This window comes from Nocardia sp. NPDC019395 (genome assembly GCF_040632335.1).
In the GTDB taxonomy this organism is placed as follows: Bacteria; Actinomycetota; Actinomycetes; order Mycobacteriales; family Mycobacteriaceae; genus Nocardia.
The window spans coordinates 751,639-771,520 of record NZ_JBEYBT010000001.1 but is presented as its reverse complement, the minus strand read 5'-3'; the positions used below and the strand labels follow the sequence as shown (position 1 = coordinate 771,520).

The window sequence follows — 19,882 nt, the reverse complement described above, 5'->3', positions numbered from 1 at the left end:
TACCCACCCCGGCCCACAGTACGGACGTCACCACCGTTTTTCGGTCACCTTGGAAGGCTGAGGATCACGATCGATGTTTTCGGTGCCGGTGAATTCCATGACCTCGGCCTCGCCCGAAAGCCGCTCCGGCGAACCGGGTGCCGCAATGGAGACCTGCGGTGCCGCGGGAACGAGACCGACGATATCCGGAGCGCCGGGCGCCAGCTCCGAGAGACTGCCGATCCGGGCATCGGGCTCCTGCACCGGTGCCATCAATGCCGCTGTTTTCTGCCGCATCTCCGTCATCGCGGCCTGGGCCGCCTCGGTCACCGCGTCGGCTATTTCGGAATAGCTCAGTTCGTCGATCTCGCCCGCGAAACGGGTCTCGATCACCGTGCCTTCGGCATTGATCGACACTGTCACCAGTCCACGCGCCGCTGTCCCGGTCGCCGTCAACAGCGCCCACTCCCGCTGCATTTTCTCGATCGAGCTCATTCCCGCCTGCACGGAATCGAACAGATCCGCCAATTGCGCCATCGAAATATCGGGGTTGGTCATCTCAGCTCTCCTGATTCCGCGAGTTCAGGCCGTATGCCCGGCAGACCAGGCAGCTACTTCCGGCCTCCACCGAATCGAGCTCTGTTGTGTTGCTCCATCGCATGGAGCGCCTTAGTGGCGTCCCGGAACTCAGGCGCGTATCCCTTTTCTCCACTGAGGAATTCCCATGCGGAATCGAGCACCTTGTGGCAATTCTTCGATCCCGCAAGGTATCCATTGCCGTTCTCACCATTTGCGAACTTCTGCCCGGTCTCGTCGCCACCCCAGCACCCCGAACCCGCGGATTCTGCCGCCGACATCCTCGACAGCACCGATCTGATCCGGTCGCCGATCTCGTCCACTTTCCCCGCGACCTCCGCCGCCCGACTACTGTTGAACTCCAGTTTGTCAGCCATACCGCCGCCTCACTTCCGCACCGGGGTATCAGAATTCGCGCGACAAGTGACTCCGCCGCCGCCCCGCCGCACACCCAGGCCGACGACGTGTCGCTGCCGGCTCATACCGTCGCTCCGCGCCGTTCGTGGTAACGCTGCTCGAATCCCTTCACGAACGTCGTGGGCGCCACCGACGAGGACGAATGCTCCAGCACACCGTCGTCGGCGATATAGAAAATGGCCCGGCCGATCGCGATCTCACCGCGCGGCACCGGCACATACACCATCCAGCCACAGCTGAACCGGTCGCCGATCAGCTCGTCCAGCGGGTAACCGGTGGTGTCGAGACCCCGGCCCTCGATATAGCTGCGCACCCGGAACAGGGCTTCCGCCTCCGGCATCTCCGCCGGAATCGACGCCACGACACCGGCCAGTCCCAGCTGGTACAGCGCCCCGTCGATATCGAAACCGTCCTCTTCGTCGAAGAGGGCCTCCACGGTATCCCGTGTCACCACCCCGACCTCCGCGGCCGAGACCAGCGCCGCCGCCGCGGCCCGCTGTTCCGCGCTCGGCGGCTGCGCCGCCAGACCGGCGACGATATCGACGACCGTTTCCGCGGTCCACACACCGGGCACAGCAGTCGCGCATTCGGAAGCATCCGGGGATTCCCCGCGATACCAGCGACCCGCCTCCCACCAGTAGACGAACGACATCAGTCCGGTGGCCGACCGCGGGTTCAAAACCGGGTTCGCGACCCAGTCCGGTGCGCCGGCGAAGAACTCCGGCATCTCGGCGCCGTCGTTGTAGGCCGCGTCCAGATTGGGCGATTCCCACACACCACCGGACAGCACGGCACGCCCACCCGGCAGCGAGTAAAGAGTGGAGCCACCACGCCGGGAGCTCTCGAACCAGCCCAGGGACGGCAGGATGCGGGGCCCCCAGTCGGAGCCCGCCGCGACGAACGCCGCGGAAATACAGGCCCAGCGGGCCCACATCTCCGGGAAGTCCGGGAATTCGTTCTCGGCCATCGCCGGCCAGATCTCGGCCTCCCGATCGGCCCGGGCCTCGATCGCGGCGTCCTGCGGTGTGCGGGTCTGCCGGTCACCATGGCCGATATAGGCCGCGAGCCAGACCGGGAGAACCTCACGCGGGTATTCCTCGAGGTCCGCTCGGTAGGCGTCGGGTTCGAAGAGCTGGCCTTCCGGGAAGGGCTCGTCACCGAAGTCGTAGTCGACCTCGAAATCACCATCGGCGCTGAGGCGCAGCAGCATCCGCCACCACGGCTCCTCATCCAGCTCGGCCACCAGGGCCCGCTGTTCCCGAACCCGGTCGAGCACCGCACCGGAGGGCTCGGTCCGCATGGAGCGTTCGCCGTCCGAATAGATCACTTCGGCGCGCACAGTGGTGGTGGTGAGCGCGAAGACCGCGTCCAGCTGCTTCCAGCCGGACGGACCGGCCTCGCCCAGGGTCGCCCCGATCTCCCGGGCCAGCGCCTGATCCCGGCTCTCGTCGGGCTCGGCCTCCGCCTCGGTATCGCCCGCGGGCTCTACTGCGGTCTCGTCGCCGTCGAGCGAGAGCCGGAAATCGATATCCGGCTGTTCGTCGTCCCCCGCCGCGGCGGGTTCTTCCTTGTTCGGATCAGTCACTGCTTCCGCCGGCTCTTCCTCTTACGCACCATGATTCGACATTGCCGCTGTTCGCTGTGATTTTTTCACGACCCCGGCAGCCCACGCCCCCACATGTGGGAAGGCGCACCCGTGGTCTCGCCCCGTTCGGCCGAAACCCCGAAATGGGCCAGCACAAAACTCCGGAAAGCATGGGACGCTCTGGTGATCCGATGTTCCGCCAACCAGGACAGGACCAGCTGCCGTTCCGCTCGGGCTCCCGATATCGGAATCTCGCGGCATCCCTTGCCCACCGCCACCTCCTGGTCGGAATGCGGGAGTATCGCCACTCCGAGGCCCGCCGCGACGACACCTCGCGCCGTCGTCGTGTCCTGGACCTGGAACCGGGCCTTCGGAGTGAAACCGGCTTGCCGGCACAGCGTGTCTCCCAGTGAGCGGAGACCGACCCCCGGGGTGAAGACGACGAAGTCTTCCTTCTGCATCTCCGACAGGTCGACCGATGATCTGCTCGCGGCCCAGTGGCCTGCCGGAACGGTCAGTAGGAGCTCCTGGGTCTCGATGGTTTTGGATATGTACATCGCCTCGGAAGGGGCCGGGGAGACGAAGGCGAGATCGACTTCGCGGCGGCTGAGCGACCGTAGGCAGTTCTCCCGGTTGTCCTGCATGAGGATGAAATCCACCCCGGGGAAGCCGGTGCGGAATTCTTCGATGAGCTCCGGGACGAATCGCGCGCCGAGGGTGTGCAGGAACGAGAGGGTCACCGTGCCCCGCGATCGTGCGTGTTCGTCGTGCGCTTCGAGAATTCCGTGCTGAAATTCTTCCAGGCAACGCCTGGCGAAGGGAAGCATCCGCAACCCGACGGGTGTGAGGACAATATTGCGGCCTTCCCGCCGAACCAACTCCAATCCCAGTTCCCGCTGGAGCCGGGCCAGCATCCGGCTCGCGGTCGGCTGCCCGATTCGCACCTCTTCGGCGGCGCCGGTCAACGTCGACCAGTCCGCGAGTCCGACGAAAACAGCGAGTTCGGGCATCAATGCTTGCACGCCGTGTTCGAGGATCTCCTCGATATCTTTCCCGCCGCCACCCGGCTCCATGCCGATAAGCATAACTCGCTGTTCATCCATGCAATTGTGCAGAGATCAGTGCTCGTTCTACCTTGGCCGCCGTGAGCACCCTGACCCATACCTCCGAGCCACGGACCGCCGGTATCGCCGCCGGCCCGATGCTCGGACGCGGCGAGGCTCGCTACCGGCTACTGCTGCTGGCGCTTTTCGCGGCCGGCGTCGTCACATTCGCCCAGCTCTACGCTCCTCAGGGCGTGCTGCCCCTCATCCAAGCCGAACGAGGCTGGAACCTTTCGACATCGCAGGCATCGCTGACGATCTCCGCCGCCACCTTCGGCCTCGCGGCATCCGTGCTGGTCTGGGCGGTACTCGCCAAGCGATTCGGCACATTTCCGATCATCTGCGCGTCACTGGCCATCACGACGGTCATGAGTTTTCTCAGCGTCGCGGCACCCAGCTTTGGGGCGTTACTGGTGATCCGGGTCCTGCTCGGGATCGGCGCCGCGGGGATGGCGGCCCTGTCGGTCGCCTACATCGTGGAACGAGTGAACCCCGGCGACGTCCCCGTCGTGGCCGGAATCTACGTATCCGGAACCACGATCGGTGGGCTGTCCGGCCGGGTGGTCGGGGCCGGACTCGCCGGCTTCGGATGGCGAGGCTCCCTGCTCGCCGTCGCCGTGACATCGTTGCTGTTCGCCGCGATTTTCGTCTTCGCCGGCTGGAAATCGCGCCCCCGCCCGGCTCCGCACCGGGACAATTCGGCCGCCGCCCGCACCACCACGGGGATGTCGGATCTCGTCCTGTGCCTGACACACCGGCCGGCCCTCGGCCTGTACGCCCTGATCTTCGTCCTCATGGGCAGTCTCGTAGCGCTGTACAACTACTTCTCGTTCCACCTCACCGACCCCCCGTACGGCCTGTCCACCGCCGCCGTGGGCCTGTTCTACTTCGCCTACCTCGGCGGCACCGTGGGCGCCCGGATCGCCGGATCCGCCGCCGGCCGTTTCGGCCGCGGCAGAACCCTCGGTGTCGCGGTCGCACTGATGCTCGTCGGTGCCTGCCTCACCCTGCAGCGAAACCTGGTCGGACTCGCGGCCGGACTCCTGCTCTTCACCACCGCCTTCTTCGCCGCCCACGCCGTCGCCTCCGGCTGGGTCGGGCAGATCGCGGGCCCGCAGCACAGCGCCACCGCTTCGGCCCTGTACTCACTCTTCTATTACGCGGGCTCGGCGATCCTCGGCTGGCTCCTCGGCTTCCCCTACCAGCATTTCGGCTGGACACCCTTCGTCCTCGCGCTCACGGCCGGTTGCCTCGTAACGGCCACCCTCTCCTGGGCCCTGCTCCGCCGACGGGACAGCACGGCCCATCCGGGGTTGAGGTCCAGATGACCGGAATCCGGCGCTGAGGAGGTGTCGCGATCACCGGGACCGGTGGACGGCTGTGGCATTCGGTCGGCGTCCGGAGTTCGCGGGGTGGCGTGATTGCGTCGTGGCGGCGTGTCTCGTGGCCGGTGTTTTGGGTGTGTCGGTTGTTTGCCTGTAGGTTCCCGAAAATGCTTGTTAAGCAGGGCAATCCGCATGATTCGCTGTTCCGGCTGATTATGTCGGATCCTGTTGCGGCTGCTGGGTAGTTGCGGGCAGTGCTGCCGGCGTGGCTGGTGGCACTGATCGATTGGGATGCGATGGTGCTGGCGTCGGGGGCGTATGTGCTGCCGGATCTGCGGAACCGTGACAGTGATGTGCTGTTCCGGACGAAGCTGGCCGGTCGGGACGGGTTCGTTCATCTGCTGCTCGAGCATCAGAGCATTCCGGATAAACATATGCCGCTGCGGGTGCTCGAATACATGGTGGCGATCTGGGCGAGGTATCTGAAGGAGAATCCGAATGCCGAGTACTACCCGCTGGTGATTCCGGTGGTGGTCGGTCAATTCCGGGCCGAATTCGTGGCGGTGGAGTTACTCGACGGAATTGGCGGATCGGATCGGTACAGACGAGGACGTGCGGGCGCGGTTGGGTGGGTTGGTTCCGCGGTTGCGGATCCTGGTCGATGACCTGGCCGGGGTCGATATCGACCGGCTGTACAAACGGGAGCTGGCTCCCGCGGTGTTGATGATGTGGATTCTGCATCGTCTGGCGCAGGGGAATGCGCATCTGGACCGGGATCTGCAGCCGCATATCGAGGTGTTGCGGGCAGTGGAGGAGTCGGCGAGCGGAGCCGATGATCTGTATGGCCTGCTCGGTTACATTGGTAAAGTGTCAGAGACCAGCGCGCAGGATTTGCAGCGTGTGGTCGATCAGCTGGGTCCGCTGGCGAAGGAGGTCGCGGTGACAACGGCAGAACAACTCCGGGCAGAAGGGCAGGCCGGGACATTGCTGCGTCTACTTGCCCTGAAGTTCGGTCCGCTGCCGGATGCGGTGATTAAGCGGGTGGAGGCCGGTGATCGCACGGAGCTCGAGGTGTGGACGGAGCGGGTGTTGACCGCGGGCAGTCTCGAGGAGTTCTTCGGCGATAGTTGACGACCAGGGTTTCACAGCGGAAGTAGATGATGCTTGCGCGGGTACCGGACGACCTTCTTATCGCGCAACAGGTTCAGGGCCCGCCGGATTTCCAGGCGGGTGGCCGACGGTTCGATCACGCTGTCGATATAGCCGCGCTCGGCCGCGATCCACGGGGTCGCGACGGTCGCGTTGTAGAAGTCGATCATCTGCCGGCGGACCGTGGCCCGCTGGTCTTCGGGGGTGGCGTCGAGGGTTTTGCGCTGGGTCAGGCCGACGGCGCTCTCGGCACCCATGACCGCGATGCGTGCGGTGGGCCAGGCCAGATAGGCGTCGCAGCCGAGGGCTTTGGAACCCATCACTGCCCACCCGCCGCCGTAGGCCTTGCGGATCACCACTGTCACCTTCGGGACGGTGGCCTCCACATAGGCGAACAGGAATCGGCCGCCGCGTTTGATGACGCCGGCCTTCTCCTGGTCGACGCCGGGCAGGAAACCGGGGGTGTCGACCACCAGCACCAGCGGAATCTCGTAGGCATTGCAGATATGGATGAAATGCGCGGCCTTGTCACCGGCTTTGGCGTCGAGCGCGCCCGCCAGCACTGTCGGCTGGTTGGCGACCACACCCACCGGCCTGCCGTCGACGCGGGCGAAACCGGTGATCAGATTCGTGGTGGCGGCCGCTCCGATCTCGTGGAACTCACCGTCGTCGAAGATCCGCAGCAGGACATCGTGCATATCGTAGACAGCATTGTCCGAATCGGGGACGAGCGTATTCAGCGTCAGGTCGGACTCGGTGACCTCCGGCTCCAGGCCGGGATTCACGACCGGCGGTAGCTCGGTACAACTCGACGGCAGGAAGCCCAGGTAGTTGCGGACCCACGCGAAGGCGGCCGCCTCGTCCTTCGCGATGTGGTGGATATTGCCGTAGGCGGCCTGGTTGTAGGCGCCGCCCAGCTCCTCCATATCGACCTTCTCGCCGAGCGCGTCCTCGATGATCTTGGGCCCGGTGACGAACATATGCGCGCTCTCGGTGGCGACCACGACATCGGTGCAGATGGGCTGGTATACCGCACCGGCCGCGCAATTGCCCAGGATGAGCGAGACCATCGGCACCGCGCCGGAAAGCGGTTCCATCATGGTCGCCAGCTCGCCGTACCAGCGCAGCGACGTGACGGCTTCCTGGACGCGCGCCCCGCCGGAATCGTTGATACCGACCAGCGGGCAGCCCATCTTCCCCGCCAGATCCATGATGGCGGCGACCTTGCGGCCGAACATCTCACCGATGGTGCCGCCGTACACCGTCTGATCATGCGAGAACACAGCGACGGGCCGGCCGTCGACCAGACCGCGCCCGGTGACCACGCCGTCACCGTAGAGGGCGTCGGGGTCGGCGGGGTTGCGCACTAGAGCACCGAGTTCGACGAAGGTGCCCGGGTCCAGCAGCATAGCGATGCGGTCGCGGGCGGACGGTATACCCTTACGCGCCCGCTTGGCGGCTCCCGCCTCGCCGGCCGGTTCCTGTGCGACCTCGAGCTTTTTTCGCAGGTCGGCAAGTTTTTCGGCGGTAGAACTCATCGGTTACATCCAGATTTGTCGGGCCGGAACACCGCACCGTGACCGGGTGCGTTCGCCACCGTACCGGGACGCCGGGACCTGCCACAGGTGTCCGGGATTGTGAGCTCTCACCGATTACCGGAGCCTATTCTGCTGGGCGCACAGGGTTCCGGCCGACGAGCAGGCCGCAGCGAAGCCCCCTGCGTGTAGCCGGACCTCGGTGAGGGTTCGTGGCGGCATACCGTGGCGAGGACCCATTGACAGTCCAATCGGACTGTGAAAGCGTCTGCGACACTATCGCCGCCGAGATTGGGACGCCGACATGACTTTCACCGGAAATACGGTCGAGTACGAAGTACGTGACCATCGCGCCTACCTCACTTTGAACCGCCCGGGCAGGCTGAACGCGATCACCGGTGAAATGGCCCGCGAGATCGGCGACGCCGTCGCCGAGGCGAACGCCGACGATTCCGTGCGTGTCATCGTGATCCAAGGAGCGGGGCGCGCGTTCTGTGCGGGCTACGATCTGAAGCTCTACGCGGAGGGCGGCGAGGAGCACCAGGGCACGGTCTGGGATCCGATCAAGGACTTCCGGATGATGAAGTCCAATACCGACCATTTCTTCTCCCTCTGGCGTTCGGCCAAGCCGACCGTTGCGAAGGTGCACGGGTACGCCGTGGCCGGTGGAAGCGATATCGCGCTCTCCTGCGATCTGGTGGTGATGGCCGAGGACGCGCGGATCGGATATATGCCGGCCCGCGTGTGGGGCTGCCCCACGACGGCAATGTGGGTCTATCGTCTCGGTGCCGAACGCGCCAAACGCATGCTGCTCACCGGCGACACCATCGACGGGATACAGGCGCGGGAGTGGGGGCTGGTCATCGACGCGGTACCCGCCGACCGGCTCGACTCCGCGGTCGAGAAGCTCGTCGACCGGATGGCCGGTGTCCCGACCAACCAGCTGGTCATGCAGAAAATGATGATCAACCAGGCGTACGACAATATGGGTCTGCAATCCACCCAGAACCTCGCTGTCCTGTTCGACGGAATCACCCGTCACTCGCCGGAAGGCCGCTGGTTCGTCGACTTCGCGCAGGAACACGGCTTCGGCGCCGCTGTCGAATGGCGCGATACCGGCCGTTTCATCCCCGACGGTGGCGGTGAAATCCCCACCGAGGACGAGATCGCCCGGATGAAACGAGAACTCGAGGAGAAGGCCGCGGCGGCGGAGACGAACCGATGAGGTCGCTCACCGAATCCCTGTGGCCGGTCGATACCAGCCGTCCCGTTCTCGAAATAACGGTGGGCGAGTTGTTACAGCAGGCGGCCGCCGAGGCGCCGGATAAGCTCGCCCTCGTATCGGTCGCTCCGGAACGCGAGGCCCGCACCTGGACCTACGCGCAGCTGCGCGACGACGCCGAGCATGCCGCGGCGTGGCTGCTCGACCGTTTCCGGCCGGGCGAACATATCGCGGTGTGGGCGCCCAATGTCCCCGAATGGCTCGTACTCCAGTACGGCGCCGCACTGGGCGGACTGGTGCTGGTGACGACCAACCCAGCTCTGCGCGGCCCCGAGCTCGAGTACGCGCTGGAGCGATCGCACGCGGCCGGTGTCTTCTTCGTCGACAGCTTCCGCGGCACCGATATGGCCGCACTGATCCGAACCGTCCTGCCCGCAGTGCCCGCGGTGCGCGAGGCCGTCGCGTTCGAGGGCTGGCTCGACGATGTGCGCCGAACCGGGAAACGTGCGCGGTTACCCGCCGTCGATCCCCGGTCCGCCACCCAGATCCAGTTCACCTCCGGCACCACCGGACGCGCGAAGCCGGCGGTGCTCACGCACCGGGCGATGGTCACCAATGCCGCCTTCGTCCGGGAGCGCTGCGGCGCACCCCCGTCCGCGATCTTCGCCACCGCATTGCCGCTGTTCCACACCGCGGGTTGCGGTTTGGCCGGGCTGGGCTCGGTGCACCAGCGGGCCACACTCGTCCTCGGCGAGATCTTCGATCCCACAACGATGCTCACCGCGATACAGGAGTACCGGGCCGAGATCTTCGGTGGCGTGCCCGCGATGCTGCACGCTCTGCTCGCGCACCCCGGGCTCGCCGGCTTCGACCTCGGGGCGCTGCGGGTCGTGATGTCCGGTGGTGACGCCGTCCCGCCCGCGCTGGCCGACGGCTGGGCGAAGGCCTGCGGTGCCGCGACCAGCGCGGTCTACGGCCAGACCGAACTCGCTCCGATCGTCTGCCAGACGAGTCCGTCGGACAGTCGCGACGACAACCTGTTCACCGCGGGCCGGCCCCTCCCGGGCGTCGAAGTATCCATTCGCGAACCCGGCACCGGTGCGGTCCAGCCCCTCGGTGTGGAGGGCGAGATCTGTGCGCGCGGATACCAGCAGATGATCGGCTACCTCGACATGCCGGCCGAAACCGCGCAGGCGGTCGATACCGAGGGCCGGCTGCACACCGGCGATCTCGGGACGATGGACGCACGCGGCTACGTCCGGGTCACCGGGCGGCTGAAAGATATGATCATCCGCGGTGGGGAGAACATCTATCCGCGCGAGATCGAGGAGATCCTGGCCGCGCATCCCGCGATCACCGACGCGGTCGTGCTCGGCCTGCCCGACCCGGTATGGGGCGAGAACATCGCCGCCGTCGTCCGGCCGGACCCGGCACAGCAGGCACCTTCCTCGGAAGAGCTACACGATTACCTGCGGGAACGTCTCGCGCCGCATAAGACCCCCAAGTCCTGGTATATCGCCGAAAGCTTCCCGGTGAACGCGATGGGCAAGCTCCAGAAGTTCCGCCTGCGTGATCAGATCACCAGCGGTGAACTCAGGTCGCTGTGAACCGGGAAGGATCCCGGACGGGTGGCGCCGGCGAACTCGTCGAACAGCGGGGCTCGGCGCCACCCAGACCGCGGCGCGCAGGTCGCCCGACGCGGAAAGAGCAGCACGCGAGAACCCATGAGGCACTTCTCGACGCGACGATCAGATGTCTGGTGGATTACGGTTACGCGGGCACCACCACACAACGGATCCAGGACGAAGCCGGGGTCTCGCGGGGCGCGCTGCTGCACCATTTCGGCTCGAAATCGGAGTTGCTGGTGGCCGCGATCCACCACATCGCCGATATGCGCCTGCGTCACCTCGGCGAACTCGTCGCAGACCTCGGCGACGGGCCCGGGGCCCTGCCCCGGATGGTGCACGCGATCCGGTCGGCGATGGCCGGGCCATCGTTTCAGGCCGCCCTCGAACTGTGGGCCGCCTCCCGCACCGACCCGCAACTACGCGCCGCGCTGCTACCGGCCGAGCAGCGGCTCGGATCCGCACTCCGCGTGCTCTTCCATCAGCATGCGGGTATCCCCGATCCCGAAGCGGCGCGGACGGCGTTCGAATCGCTCATGGCACTCGTCCGCGGGCTCGAGCTGACCCGTATCATGCGAGCCGATCAAACCCTGGCCGACCGGGTGGTCGACGATTGGCTCAACACGATTGCCCGGCAGCGCAATACTTGACCGCTATACCGAGAGCGGCGGGGACGGCGGGAAGACGACGGGCAGATCGGTCAACGCACGATGGAACGCGCCCGTCCGCCAGGTCAGGTCGGCGGCCGGCACCCCGAGCCGGATCTCGGGCAGGCCGTCGAGCAGCTGATCGATGGCATCCTGGGCGATCAGATAAGCCAGTGAACTCGCCGGACACACATGCGGCCCACCGCCGAAAGCCAGATGCGCGCGATTACCCGCGAGCTGATTAGTGCCGATCACCGGATCGGTGTTGCAGGCGGCCAGGCTCACGACGACAGGCTGGTGGGCCGGCAACCAGGCACCCTCGATGAGGATCGGCTGCCTCGGGAAAGTGAAACAGAAGTTGGCCATCGGCGGATCGTTGAACAAGACTTCGTCGAGAGCGTCACGGGTGGACATGCTTCCGTCCAGCGCGCTGTCCCCGAACTGTTCGTCGGTGAGCATCAGGCGCAGCGAATTGACGATCAGGTTCTGCAGCGGTTCGATTCCCGCGCCGTAGAGCGTGGCCACCTGATTCACGATCTCGGGCTCGGTCAGCTCGCTCGGATGCCGCATTATCCGTGTCGTCACATCGTCGCCGGGTTCGACTCGTTTGAGCTCGACCAACTCGAGCAGCGACTCCATGAGTTCCTTGGCTCCGACCTCCGCACCGACCCCCTCGAACATCGCGGCCATCCCGGCCGCGGCCCGCTGCGCGATCTCGGTCGGGCACCCCAGCACCGCGTTCAGCACCGCGAAGGTGAGCGGAAACGCGTACTGCCGGATCAGGTCCGCGGAACCGTCACGGCAGAACGAGTTGATCAGCGGAACAGCAACCTGTGCCACGGTCTCGTGCAACCGGTACGGATCGACCTCGCCGAGCCCCGCGACAATGGCGTGCCGATAGCGCGCGTGTGCGCTGCCGTCGTTACGCCGTGCGTTCGGCCGCCACTGCATGAGCGGAAGGACCGGGCAGTCCGAGGGAATATCGCGCTGCCAGATTCGCGGATCGGCCGGAAAGTGGTCCGGGTCGTTGAAAATCCGTACCGCGGTGTAATAGCCGATCACCAGCGTGGCAGGCACGCCCGGCGCCACCTCCACCGGAGCCAGGGCTCCGTACTGTTTGCGCATCGCCCGATAGGCACTGTGTGGATCGTCCGCGAATTCCGGTGCGTACAACGGAATCCGCGGACCGTCGGTCGTGGTCGGTGAACCGTGCGAGGCCGGGCCCGGTAGGTGGTCGGAAATCGTCATCGGAGGCATCCTAGGTGCAAGGCAGTCGAGCGACGCCCAGAATCTGTCATAAGCTGACGAAAAGATTTTCCCGGCCGACAGGCCGGGATCCGTGTTGCCCTGGAGCGCACTCCAACTTCTAACCTGTCGTCATGCGATTCGCCTTCAAGACTTCACCCCAGGACACCACCTGGGCCGATATGCTGGCCGTCTGGCGTGCCGCCGACGATATCGAGATCTACGAGTCGGGGTGGACCTTCGACCACTTCTACCCGATCTTCTCCGACTCCACCGGGCCGTGCCTGGAGGGCTGGACGACCCTGACCGCGTTGGCCCAGGCGACGAGCAGGCTGCGGCTCGGCACCATGGTGACCGGTGTGCACTACCGGCATCCCGCGGTGCTGGCCAATATGGCCGCCGCCCTCGACATCATCTCCGGCGGCCGCCTCGAACTCGGGATCGGCGCGGGCTGGAACGAGGAGGAATCGGGCGCCTACGGTATAGAGCTGGGCAACGTCACCGACCGCCTCGACCGTTTCGAAGAGGCCTGCCAGGTCCTGATCGGCCTGTTGAGTCAGGAGACAACGGATTTCGACGGCAAGTTCTATCAGTTGTCCGGTGCCCGCAACGAACCCAAGGGGCCGCAACGCCCGCATCCGCCGATCTGCATCGGCGGCAACGGTGAGAAGCGCACCCTCCGGATCACCGCCCGCTACGCCCAGCACTGGAACTTCGTCGCCGGAACCCCCGAGGACTTCGCCCGCAAACGCGATGTGCTGGCAAGCCACTGCGCCGATATCGGCCGCGACCCGAAGGAGATCACGCTCTCGGCGCAGCGGCGGCTGGATCCCGCACTCGGCTACGGGGAGGTCATCGATTGGGCCGCCACGCTCGCCGCCGAGGGCCTGGATCTCGCGATCATCTACCTGCCGCCGCCACACGACCCCGCCGTGCTGGAGCCGCTGGCCGAAGCCATCCGGGATTCCGGGCTCATATCATCGGCCCGCCCAGCGTGATGGATACACCGCCGCCGAGCCGAGCCCGGTAGGACAGCTGACCTATCCGGTTCCGGGGGCGGTCGGGCGGCGGCGAGCCCGGCTGTCGCGGACAACCGCCCGGCCGCACGGCCATCGCCGATACCCGGGCTCCCATCGCAGGGAAGGACGCGGCGGCCGAGCGCGCATTACCATACCGGCCGTGACCAGGGGTCAAGGGTCCGACGACGAGTCCTCATGCGGCGGTGACGGGACCGAACGTAGCCCAGACGGACCGAGCACAGCCGGGCCGGGCCGCCGCGTACCGGAGCCCGGGCTCGACCATGGCCTATCGCCGGAGGAGATAGCCCGCGACGAAGCCGATCAGCTACGTGAGCCGAAAGTCGCACTCGCTGTCGTGGCGGTGATGGCGCTGTTGATCGTTATCGTTCTGCTCGCGACCGATGGCACACACGACAACAGCGAACGTCCCTCGCAGCGGGGCGATCCGGCATCGACAACTCAGCAGTAGCCCGATTCGCCGGCCATCACGGCGGCGCTGACCTCGGCGTCGCAGCCCGCACGACGGATCACCCGGGTGCCCGCACCCGCAGCCACGGCCGCAGCAGGTTCTCCTCGGTGGACGGGCCCGCCTGCCATTCGGCGATCCACGGACCGGTGCCCTCGCTCGAGTCGATAACGCCCTCCTCCAGCCAGCGGTAGCGGCCGTCGAGTACGCGGCGGGTCACGTACACATCCTCGTCGTCGGTGTTGTCCCACAACGAGTCGAACAGTTGCCGTACCCGGACCCGCGCTTGCCGGCAGAACACGTCGGCCAGTTCCTCGGCGGCGGTCCCGTCGGTCGTGGCGTCGCGCCCCTCGGCCCGGGCTCGTACGCACACCGCCGATATCGCGAACAGCTCCGCGCCGATATCGACAATGCGCCCCAGGAACACCTGCCGGTACTCGAGCTTCGCCTGCCAGCGCGCCATACCGTACATCAGCGCGCGCGCCTGTTTGCGTGCCATCCGGTCGACGAAGCGCAGATGCCGGGCCAGCGGCCCGAATTCGCCGAATCCAGCCGGTACCGTGCCCGGGCCGACGGCAAGCTGCGGGAACCATTTGGCGTAGAACCCGCCCGCTCCCACCGCCGCCCTCGCCTTCTCACCGAACTCCGCGTTCCGGTCGACCAGCGCTCCGGCGGCGGCCATATGCGCATCGGCCATCTCCCGGGCGACGAGCAGTCGCATGATCTCGCTGGATCCTTCGAAGATCCGGTTGATACGCAGATCGCGCACCAACTGTTCCGCGCCGACCGCACGTTCTCCCCGGGCCCGCAGCGACGCCGCCGTTTCGTATCCGCGGCCGCCACGGACCTGCACGAGTTCGTCGGCGATCCGGCAGCTCATCTCCGATGCCCACAGCTTGGCCAGTGCCGCCTCGATGCGGATATCGTTGCGGTTCTCGTCGTACATGGTTGCCGAGAGGTCGAGCACCGCTTCCAGGGCATAGGTCGTCGCGGCGATATACGACACTTTGGCGCCCACCGCGGAATGCTCGCCGACCGGCCGTCCCCACTGCACGCGGACAGCACTCCATTCGCGGGCGATCTTGAGCGACCATTTGGCCGCCGCGGTGCACAACGCCGGAATCGCGAGCCGGCCCGCATTGAGCGTGGTGAGGGCGATCTTCAGCCCGTCACCTTCGCGGCCGATCAGGTTCTGCGCCGGGACCCGGACGTTGTACAGCCGGGTGACGCCGTTCTCGAGACCGCGCAGACCCATGAACGAATTGCGCCGCTCCACGGTGATGCCCGGGCTGTCGGCTTCGACGACGAAGGCGGAGATCCCACCGCGGTGACCCTCGCTCTTCGGCACCCGGGCCATCACCACCAGTAGTTCGGCGACCACACCGTTGGTGGTCCACAGTTTGACGCCGTTTATCTCGTAGGCCTCACCGTCGGCCGTGGGTGTCGCGGTACTGGCCATCCGGGCCGGATCGGAGCCGACATCGGGCTCGGTGAGCAGGAAGGCGCTTATCGCGCCCTTCGCGCAGCGCGGCAGGAATCTCTGCTTCTGCTCCGGCGTACCCGCCAGCTTCAGCGGTTCGGGCACACCGATCGACTGGTGCGCGGACAGCAGCGCGCCCACGCTGGGGTGTACCGCGCCGACCAGCATCAGCGCCTTGTTGTAACCGACCTGCGACAGGCCCTGGCCGCCGTATTCGACGGGAATCTTCAGACCGAAACAACCGAGTTCGGCGAGGCCCCGCACGTACTCCTCCGGAATGCGGTCCTGTTCCTCGATCACGCTGCCGTCGAGCGTTTCGCAGTAGTCCCGCAGTCGCGTCAGATAGGCATCGGTCTTTGCGGTGTCTTCCGCGCTGGGGCGCGGAAACGGGTGGATCAGATCCACCCGGAAACGGCCGAGGAACAACTCCTTGGCGAACGAGGGTTTGACCCATCCGGCCTCGCGGGATTCTTCGACCAACTGGCGGGCCTGCTCCTCGGTGGCATCGACCTTCGCGGCAGTTACCATGAAACCCTCCTTGGAGGTGATGGCGATCACAGTCGATAGCTTGCCGCTATGCTACCTGCCGGTAACTCCAGAAGTGAAGGCGTAGCTGCCGAACACTGCGCCGATAGCGGCCGCGAGCCGAAGGAGAGCACACTCCCGGCGCGGCAGCGGCGCATCCTGATTCAGCGGCGCAGCAATTGGGTCAGCAACTGCCCGCTCTCCTCGAGCGACAGGTGGGGTAGGTACGCGCGACTGACGGCGATCCCGATGGTCGGCAGGGCCGCGGAATCGGGAAACACCATGTACATGGGCCGGTGCCGGGGCTGGAACTTCGCTTTGAAGGCGAGCAGCGACCGGAATCCGTAGACCGGTTCGAGGGTGCGGCCCAGCAGATCGAGCAATGCGTCGAGCGGGCCTCGATCGAGGTCTGTTCCGTCGGCATCGGCGGAGGCCAGCGGCGCGCCGGACAGGCTGAGGAACTCGAGACCCTCATCCCGCGCGGACAATGCCGCCGAGGCGATGAGGAACTCCATCGCCGCGCGGAAGCCGTCGGAACGGCGGCGCATGAAATCCAGGGTCAGGCCGACCGGGACACCGTCCCGGAACACCGGCATCCACGAGGTGACGGCATGGATGTGATCGTCGTGGTCGACCGCGAGCAGTAGCCGGACCTCGGGGTCGCGGAGTTCGGCGAGCCCACCCAGGGTGAAACCCATCTCGGGCAGGCCTTTATCGGCCGCCCACTCCTCGGATATGTCGACGATCTGCTCGGTCACCGAGAGCGGGGCGTCGGCGAATGTCGTCCATCTCGCCTCGATCCCGTCTTTGCCCGCGCGGTTCAAGGCGGTCCGCACGTCCTGGAATTTCTTACCTTTGAAGGCCAGGTCGGCGAGGTCGATAAGGGTCTCCTCCGCCACCTGCAGGCAACTCCAGCCGTGCTCGCGGGCGACGGCCGCGGTGTCCTGCCCGACGGAGTAGAAACACGGGGTCCACCCGTTGCCGAGGCAGAAGGCCGCGAATTCGTCGACCGCTTCGGCGCGGTGGGAGCGATCACCGATCGGGTCTGTCGTGGTCAGGGCGACCCCGGAGTGCACCCGGTACGCCACCGCCTGCCGGCCGTCCGCGCTGAACCAGTAGCTGTTGCCCGCCCATGTGCTCATCCACGACAGGGAACCACCACCAGGGGTGTGCAGTAGCTCCCGCACCCGGCGCTCGCCGCCGCGGTCGTACCCCGCCGGCGGGCCGAGGAAGCTGCGCAGCAGCAACAGGCAGAACGCCACCCAGACGACCACGCCGATCCACTCGAACAGCAGCGTCGCGGCCGAACTCAGCGGTAACACCGGCGGATCGACGAGTTGGAGATACACCGGGGGCAGCAGCCGCAGTGGGGCGTCGCGCAGCAGCGTGACCACCCCGGGGTCACGGTCGAATCCGTCGGCGAGCAGCGTCCCCAGCACCATATAGGCCACCAGCGCGATACCGGCGGCCCCGACGGTTCCCAGCCATACTCGCCGATACGTTCCGTGGGCGGCACGCACGTCGAACAGCCGCCGCGTCGCCAGCAGCAGCATGAGCACCGCGATCAGCGCGAGCAGCGGAGCGAGTTCCATATACACCGAGCTGTGCCGGTGGATGCCGTACAGCAGCGAACGCACCTCGTCTTGTTCGCTGATCCGTACGACCACACTCGCAGCCGCGGCGCCGACGAGTACGACGTGACCGCCCACCGAGAGCAGCCAGGCCGCGCGCCGGCCGCGACGCAACCCCTCGGCTCCGATGAGCAGCAGCACCGACGGCATGAGGTTCATCGTCAGCGGCCCGATACCGGACAGGCGCAGTGCCTGTAGCCCCTCGCGGCAGTCGTCGTGCAGATCCGGGTCGGCGCAGACACCGACCAGTTCACGCGGACTGTAGGGCACCTGGTCGAACAGCTCACGCAGCGACGACAGCGGCCCGATGGCATGCGGTGAGAATGCCGCGAGGATCGGGCCGAGGACGCTTGCCGCGACAACGAGAGCGACGAGGGTTCGGCGTTCCCGGATCGTCCCGCCGAGTGCCGGGCGGCGCGCGACCCGGCCGAACAACACCGGCCCGAGGAGCAGACCCGCCACCGCGACGGACAACCTCGTCACATCCTGCAGGTGCCCGGCGAACAGCGCGGTGGTCACGAGAAAAACCAGCAGCAGGGTGCGGATACGCCGGCGCCACAGCGTGTGCATGGCCGCGGTGGCGGCGAGCAACGCACCGAGAACCCAGGGAATAGGGTCCACGGTCAGGTGCCCGTGCAGTTCCAGACCCCACGAGTTCGGTACCTCCGCCGCGAGCTGCGCGATGACGAGCGCCAGCGCGGCCCCGGCTCCCTGGGAGATGAGCACGGCGGTCGCGAACCGCCGGCTGCCGATACGATGCTCGACCGGCACCGCGACCGCGAGGACGAACAGGGTCGACAGCACGTATTCGCCGAACCCGGAGGCGAACAGCCCCGAGGTCCACAGTGTCCACACGCGACCGTCGGCGAAGGTGGGGATTCCGAGGGCGACGTTCGCCGCCAGCTCGCGCGATGGTCCCCGCAGCAGCGAACCGGTGGTCGCGGCGAGGATCCAGATCACCGCCAGCAGCCCGAGAGCCACGGGGGCGCGAACGCTCCACGAGACGATGCGGGTCGTCATGCGGGATCGAGGCCGAGTCGGTGGCCGAGCCACGGCAGCTCCTTCTCGAGACCGGCGGACCACACGGCGAAGCTGTGCGCGCCGGGCACTTCGGTGAGGTGAACATCCATTCCCGCGGCGCGCGCGGCCGCGGCCAGCCGCTCCACGGCACCACGGTATTCGGTGTCGTCGAGGCCCACCACGAACGCGCCCGCCGAGTCGGGGTAGCGGTTATGTGCCAGCAGGTCGGCGGGGTTGTTGCGGGCGAAGGCGGCGGCGTCGCCGCCGAACACCTCCCGGACGGTGGTGTTCCGGTGGCCGAGCGTCGGTTCGGCCTGGCCCGACATATCGAGGAATGTCGGGTAGACCTCGGGACGGGTGGTGGCGAGTTGCAGGGAGCAGGTGCCGCCGTAGGACAGACCGCCCACGGCCCACGCTCGCGGATCCGGGTCGACCTGCAGATGGGATCGCACCCATTCCGGTACATCGACGGTCAAATAGGTCGCGACATTTCCGAGATGCGAATCGACGCACAACGGGTTGGCCAGCTGACTTCCGGTGCCGTCGGCGAGCACGACGATCGGTGCCAGTCCCCGGTGCCCGGCGGCGTAGTCGTCCATGATCTCCGTGAGCCTGCCGCCGACCAGCCAATCGTCGGTGCCGCCGGGCTGCCCGGCCAAGAGCACGAGCACGGGCAGGTCGGGGCGCGGCGAGGCGAAGTACGCCGGTGGCAGATAGATCCGCGCCTCGCGAGCGGAGAACCGGGAGACGGTGCCCGGGATACCGACCTTCGTCACCGCGCCCGTCTCCGGCAGATCGGCCGGGGGAACCCAGCTTCCGGCCGGCGTGTGGCTTTCGCCGGCTCCCGGCTCGGGTGCCAGCGAATCATCGAACGGAACAGTCCGGTAATCACTGATACCGAGGACCGCGCGCACCGTCGGATACGCGTCGTATACCGCGTTGATCCCGCCGGCGGCGCAGAGCACCACCACCACGACCGCACCGAGGAGCCCCGCCGCGGCGCCCGGTCGCGGCCGGTCTCGCCGCCGGACGAACCACCGGCCGACGAACAACGCGACGGCGAGAACCCCCGCCGCCGACCAGGCGTAAACGCTCAGCGGCAGGGGTTCGGGGAAGGGCCGCCACACCTTCTCGATGAGCACAGCGGCGAGCGCCACCGTCGCCACGGTCGCAACCACTGCCGCCGCGAGCCCGGCGAGCAGCCGGCGCCGCTGCCGGCGCGCGGCCAGCGCCACCAGACCCACCACTGTGAGGACAACGAGCACACCCACCGCCGCCGTCGACGTCACATGTCGGGCGAGCACCGAGTCGACGAAGCCGGACCATGACATGA

Annotated in this window: 17 protein-coding genes; 8 read left to right on the top strand and 9 right to left on the bottom strand. The window is 66.9% G+C overall.

Translation table 11 applies throughout. From position 1 onward, the window contains the following. Window positions 1-27 precede the first annotated feature (27 nt). The 4 genes from ABZ827_RS03550 to ABZ827_RS03535 all read right to left on the bottom strand — a co-directional run bounded on the left by ABZ827_RS03550 (window position 28) and on the right by ABZ827_RS03535 (window position 3,630). Window positions 28-537: a YbaB/EbfC family nucleoid-associated protein gene (locus ABZ827_RS03550; protein WP_357232291.1), complete on the bottom strand. Its 510-nt coding sequence runs from the start codon at window positions 535-537 to the stop codon at window positions 28-30. A gap of 53 nt (window positions 538-590) precedes the next feature. After that, window positions 591-932, bottom strand: coding sequence for a hypothetical protein (locus ABZ827_RS03545; protein ID WP_357232288.1), 342 nt, complete (start codon window positions 930-932; stop codon window positions 591-593). Window positions 933-1,033: 101 nt separating this feature from the next. Further along, on the bottom strand, window positions 1,034-2,557 hold the full coding sequence (locus ABZ827_RS03540) for a hypothetical protein (RefSeq protein ID WP_357232285.1): 1,524 nt from the start codon (window positions 2,555-2,557) through the stop codon (window positions 1,034-1,036). 65 nt (window positions 2,558-2,622) lie between these two features. After that, window positions 2,623-3,630 (bottom strand): LysR family transcriptional regulator, encoded by a 1,008-nt coding sequence (locus tag ABZ827_RS03535; protein ID WP_357232282.1) that lies wholly within the window; start codon window positions 3,628-3,630, stop codon window positions 2,623-2,625. Between the two features lie 71 nt (window positions 3,631-3,701). Here ABZ827_RS03535 and ABZ827_RS03530 point away from each other — a divergent pair, with 71 nt between their 5' ends. The 3 genes from ABZ827_RS03530 (at window position 3,702) to ABZ827_RS03520 (ending at window position 6,116) form a co-directional block, all read left to right on the top strand. Then, a complete protein-coding gene (locus ABZ827_RS03530; protein WP_357232279.1) occupies window positions 3,702-4,988 on the top strand; it encodes an MFS transporter in 1,287 nt (428 codons plus the stop codon). A 251-nt stretch (window positions 4,989-5,239) separates the two neighbouring features. Beyond that, complete coding sequence (locus tag ABZ827_RS03525; protein ID WP_357234438.1) at window positions 5,240-5,650, top strand: Rpn family recombination-promoting nuclease/putative transposase; 411 nt, start codon at window positions 5,240-5,242, stop codon at window positions 5,648-5,650. Then, window positions 5,598-6,116 carry a hypothetical protein gene (locus tag ABZ827_RS03520; RefSeq protein ID WP_357232275.1) on the top strand — a complete coding sequence of 173 codons (519 nt, stop codon included), beginning with the start codon at window positions 5,598-5,600 and terminating at the stop codon, window positions 6,114-6,116. The genes ABZ827_RS03525 and ABZ827_RS03520 overlap by 53 nt, the downstream gene beginning before the upstream one ends. A gap of 11 nt (window positions 6,117-6,127) precedes the next feature. Here the strand turns inward: ABZ827_RS03520 and ABZ827_RS03515 are convergent, their stop codons facing one another. After that, window positions 6,128-7,672 (bottom strand): acyl-CoA carboxylase subunit beta, encoded by a 1,545-nt coding sequence (locus ABZ827_RS03515; RefSeq protein ID WP_357232272.1) that lies wholly within the window; start codon window positions 7,670-7,672, stop codon window positions 6,128-6,130. Between the two features lie 301 nt (window positions 7,673-7,973). On the opposite strand from ABZ827_RS03515, the gene ABZ827_RS03510 reads away from it, so the two are divergent. Genes ABZ827_RS03510 through ABZ827_RS03500 form a run of 3 tightly spaced genes read left to right on the top strand, consistent with a single transcriptional unit; the run spans window position 7,974 to window position 11,166 of the window. Beyond that, complete coding sequence (locus tag ABZ827_RS03510; RefSeq protein WP_357232269.1) at window positions 7,974-8,894, top strand: crotonase/enoyl-CoA hydratase family protein; 921 nt, start codon at window positions 7,974-7,976, stop codon at window positions 8,892-8,894. Beyond that, entirely contained in the window at window positions 8,891-10,498 is a 1,608-nt protein-coding gene (locus ABZ827_RS03505; RefSeq protein ID WP_357232266.1) for an AMP-binding protein, read from the top strand. Before ABZ827_RS03510 ends, ABZ827_RS03505 begins: the two co-directional genes overlap by 4 nt. Next, a complete protein-coding gene (locus ABZ827_RS03500; RefSeq protein ID WP_357232263.1) occupies window positions 10,495-11,166 on the top strand; it encodes a TetR family transcriptional regulator in 672 nt (223 codons plus the stop codon). Before ABZ827_RS03505 ends, ABZ827_RS03500 begins: the two co-directional genes overlap by 4 nt. Before the next feature lie 3 nt (window positions 11,167-11,169). On the opposite strand, the gene ABZ827_RS03495 is transcribed toward ABZ827_RS03500, so the two are convergent. After that, window positions 11,170-12,411 carry a cytochrome P450 gene (locus ABZ827_RS03495; RefSeq protein ID WP_357232260.1) on the bottom strand — a complete coding sequence of 414 codons (1,242 nt, stop codon included), beginning with the start codon at window positions 12,409-12,411 and terminating at the stop codon, window positions 11,170-11,172. A 131-nt stretch (window positions 12,412-12,542) separates the two neighbouring features. Here ABZ827_RS03495 and ABZ827_RS03490 point away from each other — a divergent pair, with 131 nt between their 5' ends. Continuing rightward, window positions 12,543-13,406: an LLM class F420-dependent oxidoreductase gene (locus ABZ827_RS03490; protein WP_357232257.1), complete on the top strand. Its 864-nt coding sequence runs from the start codon at window positions 12,543-12,545 to the stop codon at window positions 13,404-13,406. Between the two features lie 181 nt (window positions 13,407-13,587). Then, a complete protein-coding gene (locus tag ABZ827_RS03485) occupies window positions 13,588-13,896 on the top strand; it encodes a hypothetical protein (protein ID WP_357232254.1) in 309 nt (102 codons plus the stop codon). Window positions 13,897-13,954: 58 nt separating this feature from the next. Here ABZ827_RS03485 and ABZ827_RS03480 read toward each other — a convergent pair whose 3' ends face one another. The 3 genes from ABZ827_RS03480 to ABZ827_RS03470 form a co-directional block, all read right to left on the bottom strand. After that, window positions 13,955-15,901, bottom strand: coding sequence for an acyl-CoA dehydrogenase family protein (locus ABZ827_RS03480; protein WP_357232251.1), 1,947 nt, complete (start codon window positions 15,899-15,901; stop codon window positions 13,955-13,957). 161 nt (window positions 15,902-16,062) lie between these two features. Further along, a complete protein-coding gene (locus tag ABZ827_RS03475; protein WP_357232248.1) occupies window positions 16,063-18,549 on the bottom strand; it encodes a DUF2156 domain-containing protein in 2,487 nt (828 codons plus the stop codon). Beyond that, window positions 18,546-19,880 carry an alpha/beta hydrolase-fold protein gene (locus ABZ827_RS03470; RefSeq protein WP_357232245.1) on the bottom strand — a complete coding sequence of 445 codons (1,335 nt, stop codon included), beginning with the start codon at window positions 19,878-19,880 and terminating at the stop codon, window positions 18,546-18,548. Before ABZ827_RS03470 ends, ABZ827_RS03475 begins: the two co-directional genes overlap by 4 nt. Window positions 19,881-19,882: the final 2 nt, after the last annotated feature.

What these genes read in the sequence shown, in the direction of transcription:
- ABZ827_RS03470 (WP_357232245.1), bottom strand. Translation starts at nt 19,880, where the DNA reads ATGTCATGGTCCGGCTTCGTCGACTCGGTGCTCGCCCGACATGTGACG.
- ABZ827_RS03495 (WP_357232260.1), bottom strand. Translation starts at nt 12,411, where the DNA reads ATGACGATTTCCGACCACCTACCGGGCCCGGCCTCGCACGGTTCACCG.
- ABZ827_RS03550 (WP_357232291.1), bottom strand. Translation starts at nt 537, where the DNA reads ATGACCAACCCCGATATTTCGATGGCGCAATTGGCGGATCTGTTCGAT.
- ABZ827_RS03505 (WP_357232266.1), top strand. Translation starts at nt 8,891, where the DNA reads ATGAGGTCGCTCACCGAATCCCTGTGGCCGGTCGATACCAGCCGTCCC.
- ABZ827_RS03490 (WP_357232257.1), top strand. Translation starts at nt 12,543, where the DNA reads ATGCGATTCGCCTTCAAGACTTCACCCCAGGACACCACCTGGGCCGAT.
- ABZ827_RS03510 (WP_357232269.1), top strand. Translation starts at nt 7,974, where the DNA reads ATGACTTTCACCGGAAATACGGTCGAGTACGAAGTACGTGACCATCGC.
- ABZ827_RS03545 (WP_357232288.1), bottom strand. Translation starts at nt 932, where the DNA reads ATGGCTGACAAACTGGAGTTCAACAGTAGTCGGGCGGCGGAGGTCGCG.
- ABZ827_RS03535 (WP_357232282.1), bottom strand. Translation starts at nt 3,630, where the DNA reads ATGGAGCCGGGTGGCGGCGGGAAAGATATCGAGGAGATCCTCGAACAC.
- ABZ827_RS03480 (WP_357232251.1), bottom strand. Translation starts at nt 15,901, where the DNA reads ATGGTAACTGCCGCGAAGGTCGATGCCACCGAGGAGCAGGCCCGCCAG.
- ABZ827_RS03475 (WP_357232248.1), bottom strand. Translation starts at nt 18,549, where the DNA reads ATGACGACCCGCATCGTCTCGTGGAGCGTTCGCGCCCCCGTGGCTCTC.
- ABZ827_RS03515 (WP_357232272.1), bottom strand. Translation starts at nt 7,672, where the DNA reads ATGAGTTCTACCGCCGAAAAACTTGCCGACCTGCGAAAAAAGCTCGAG.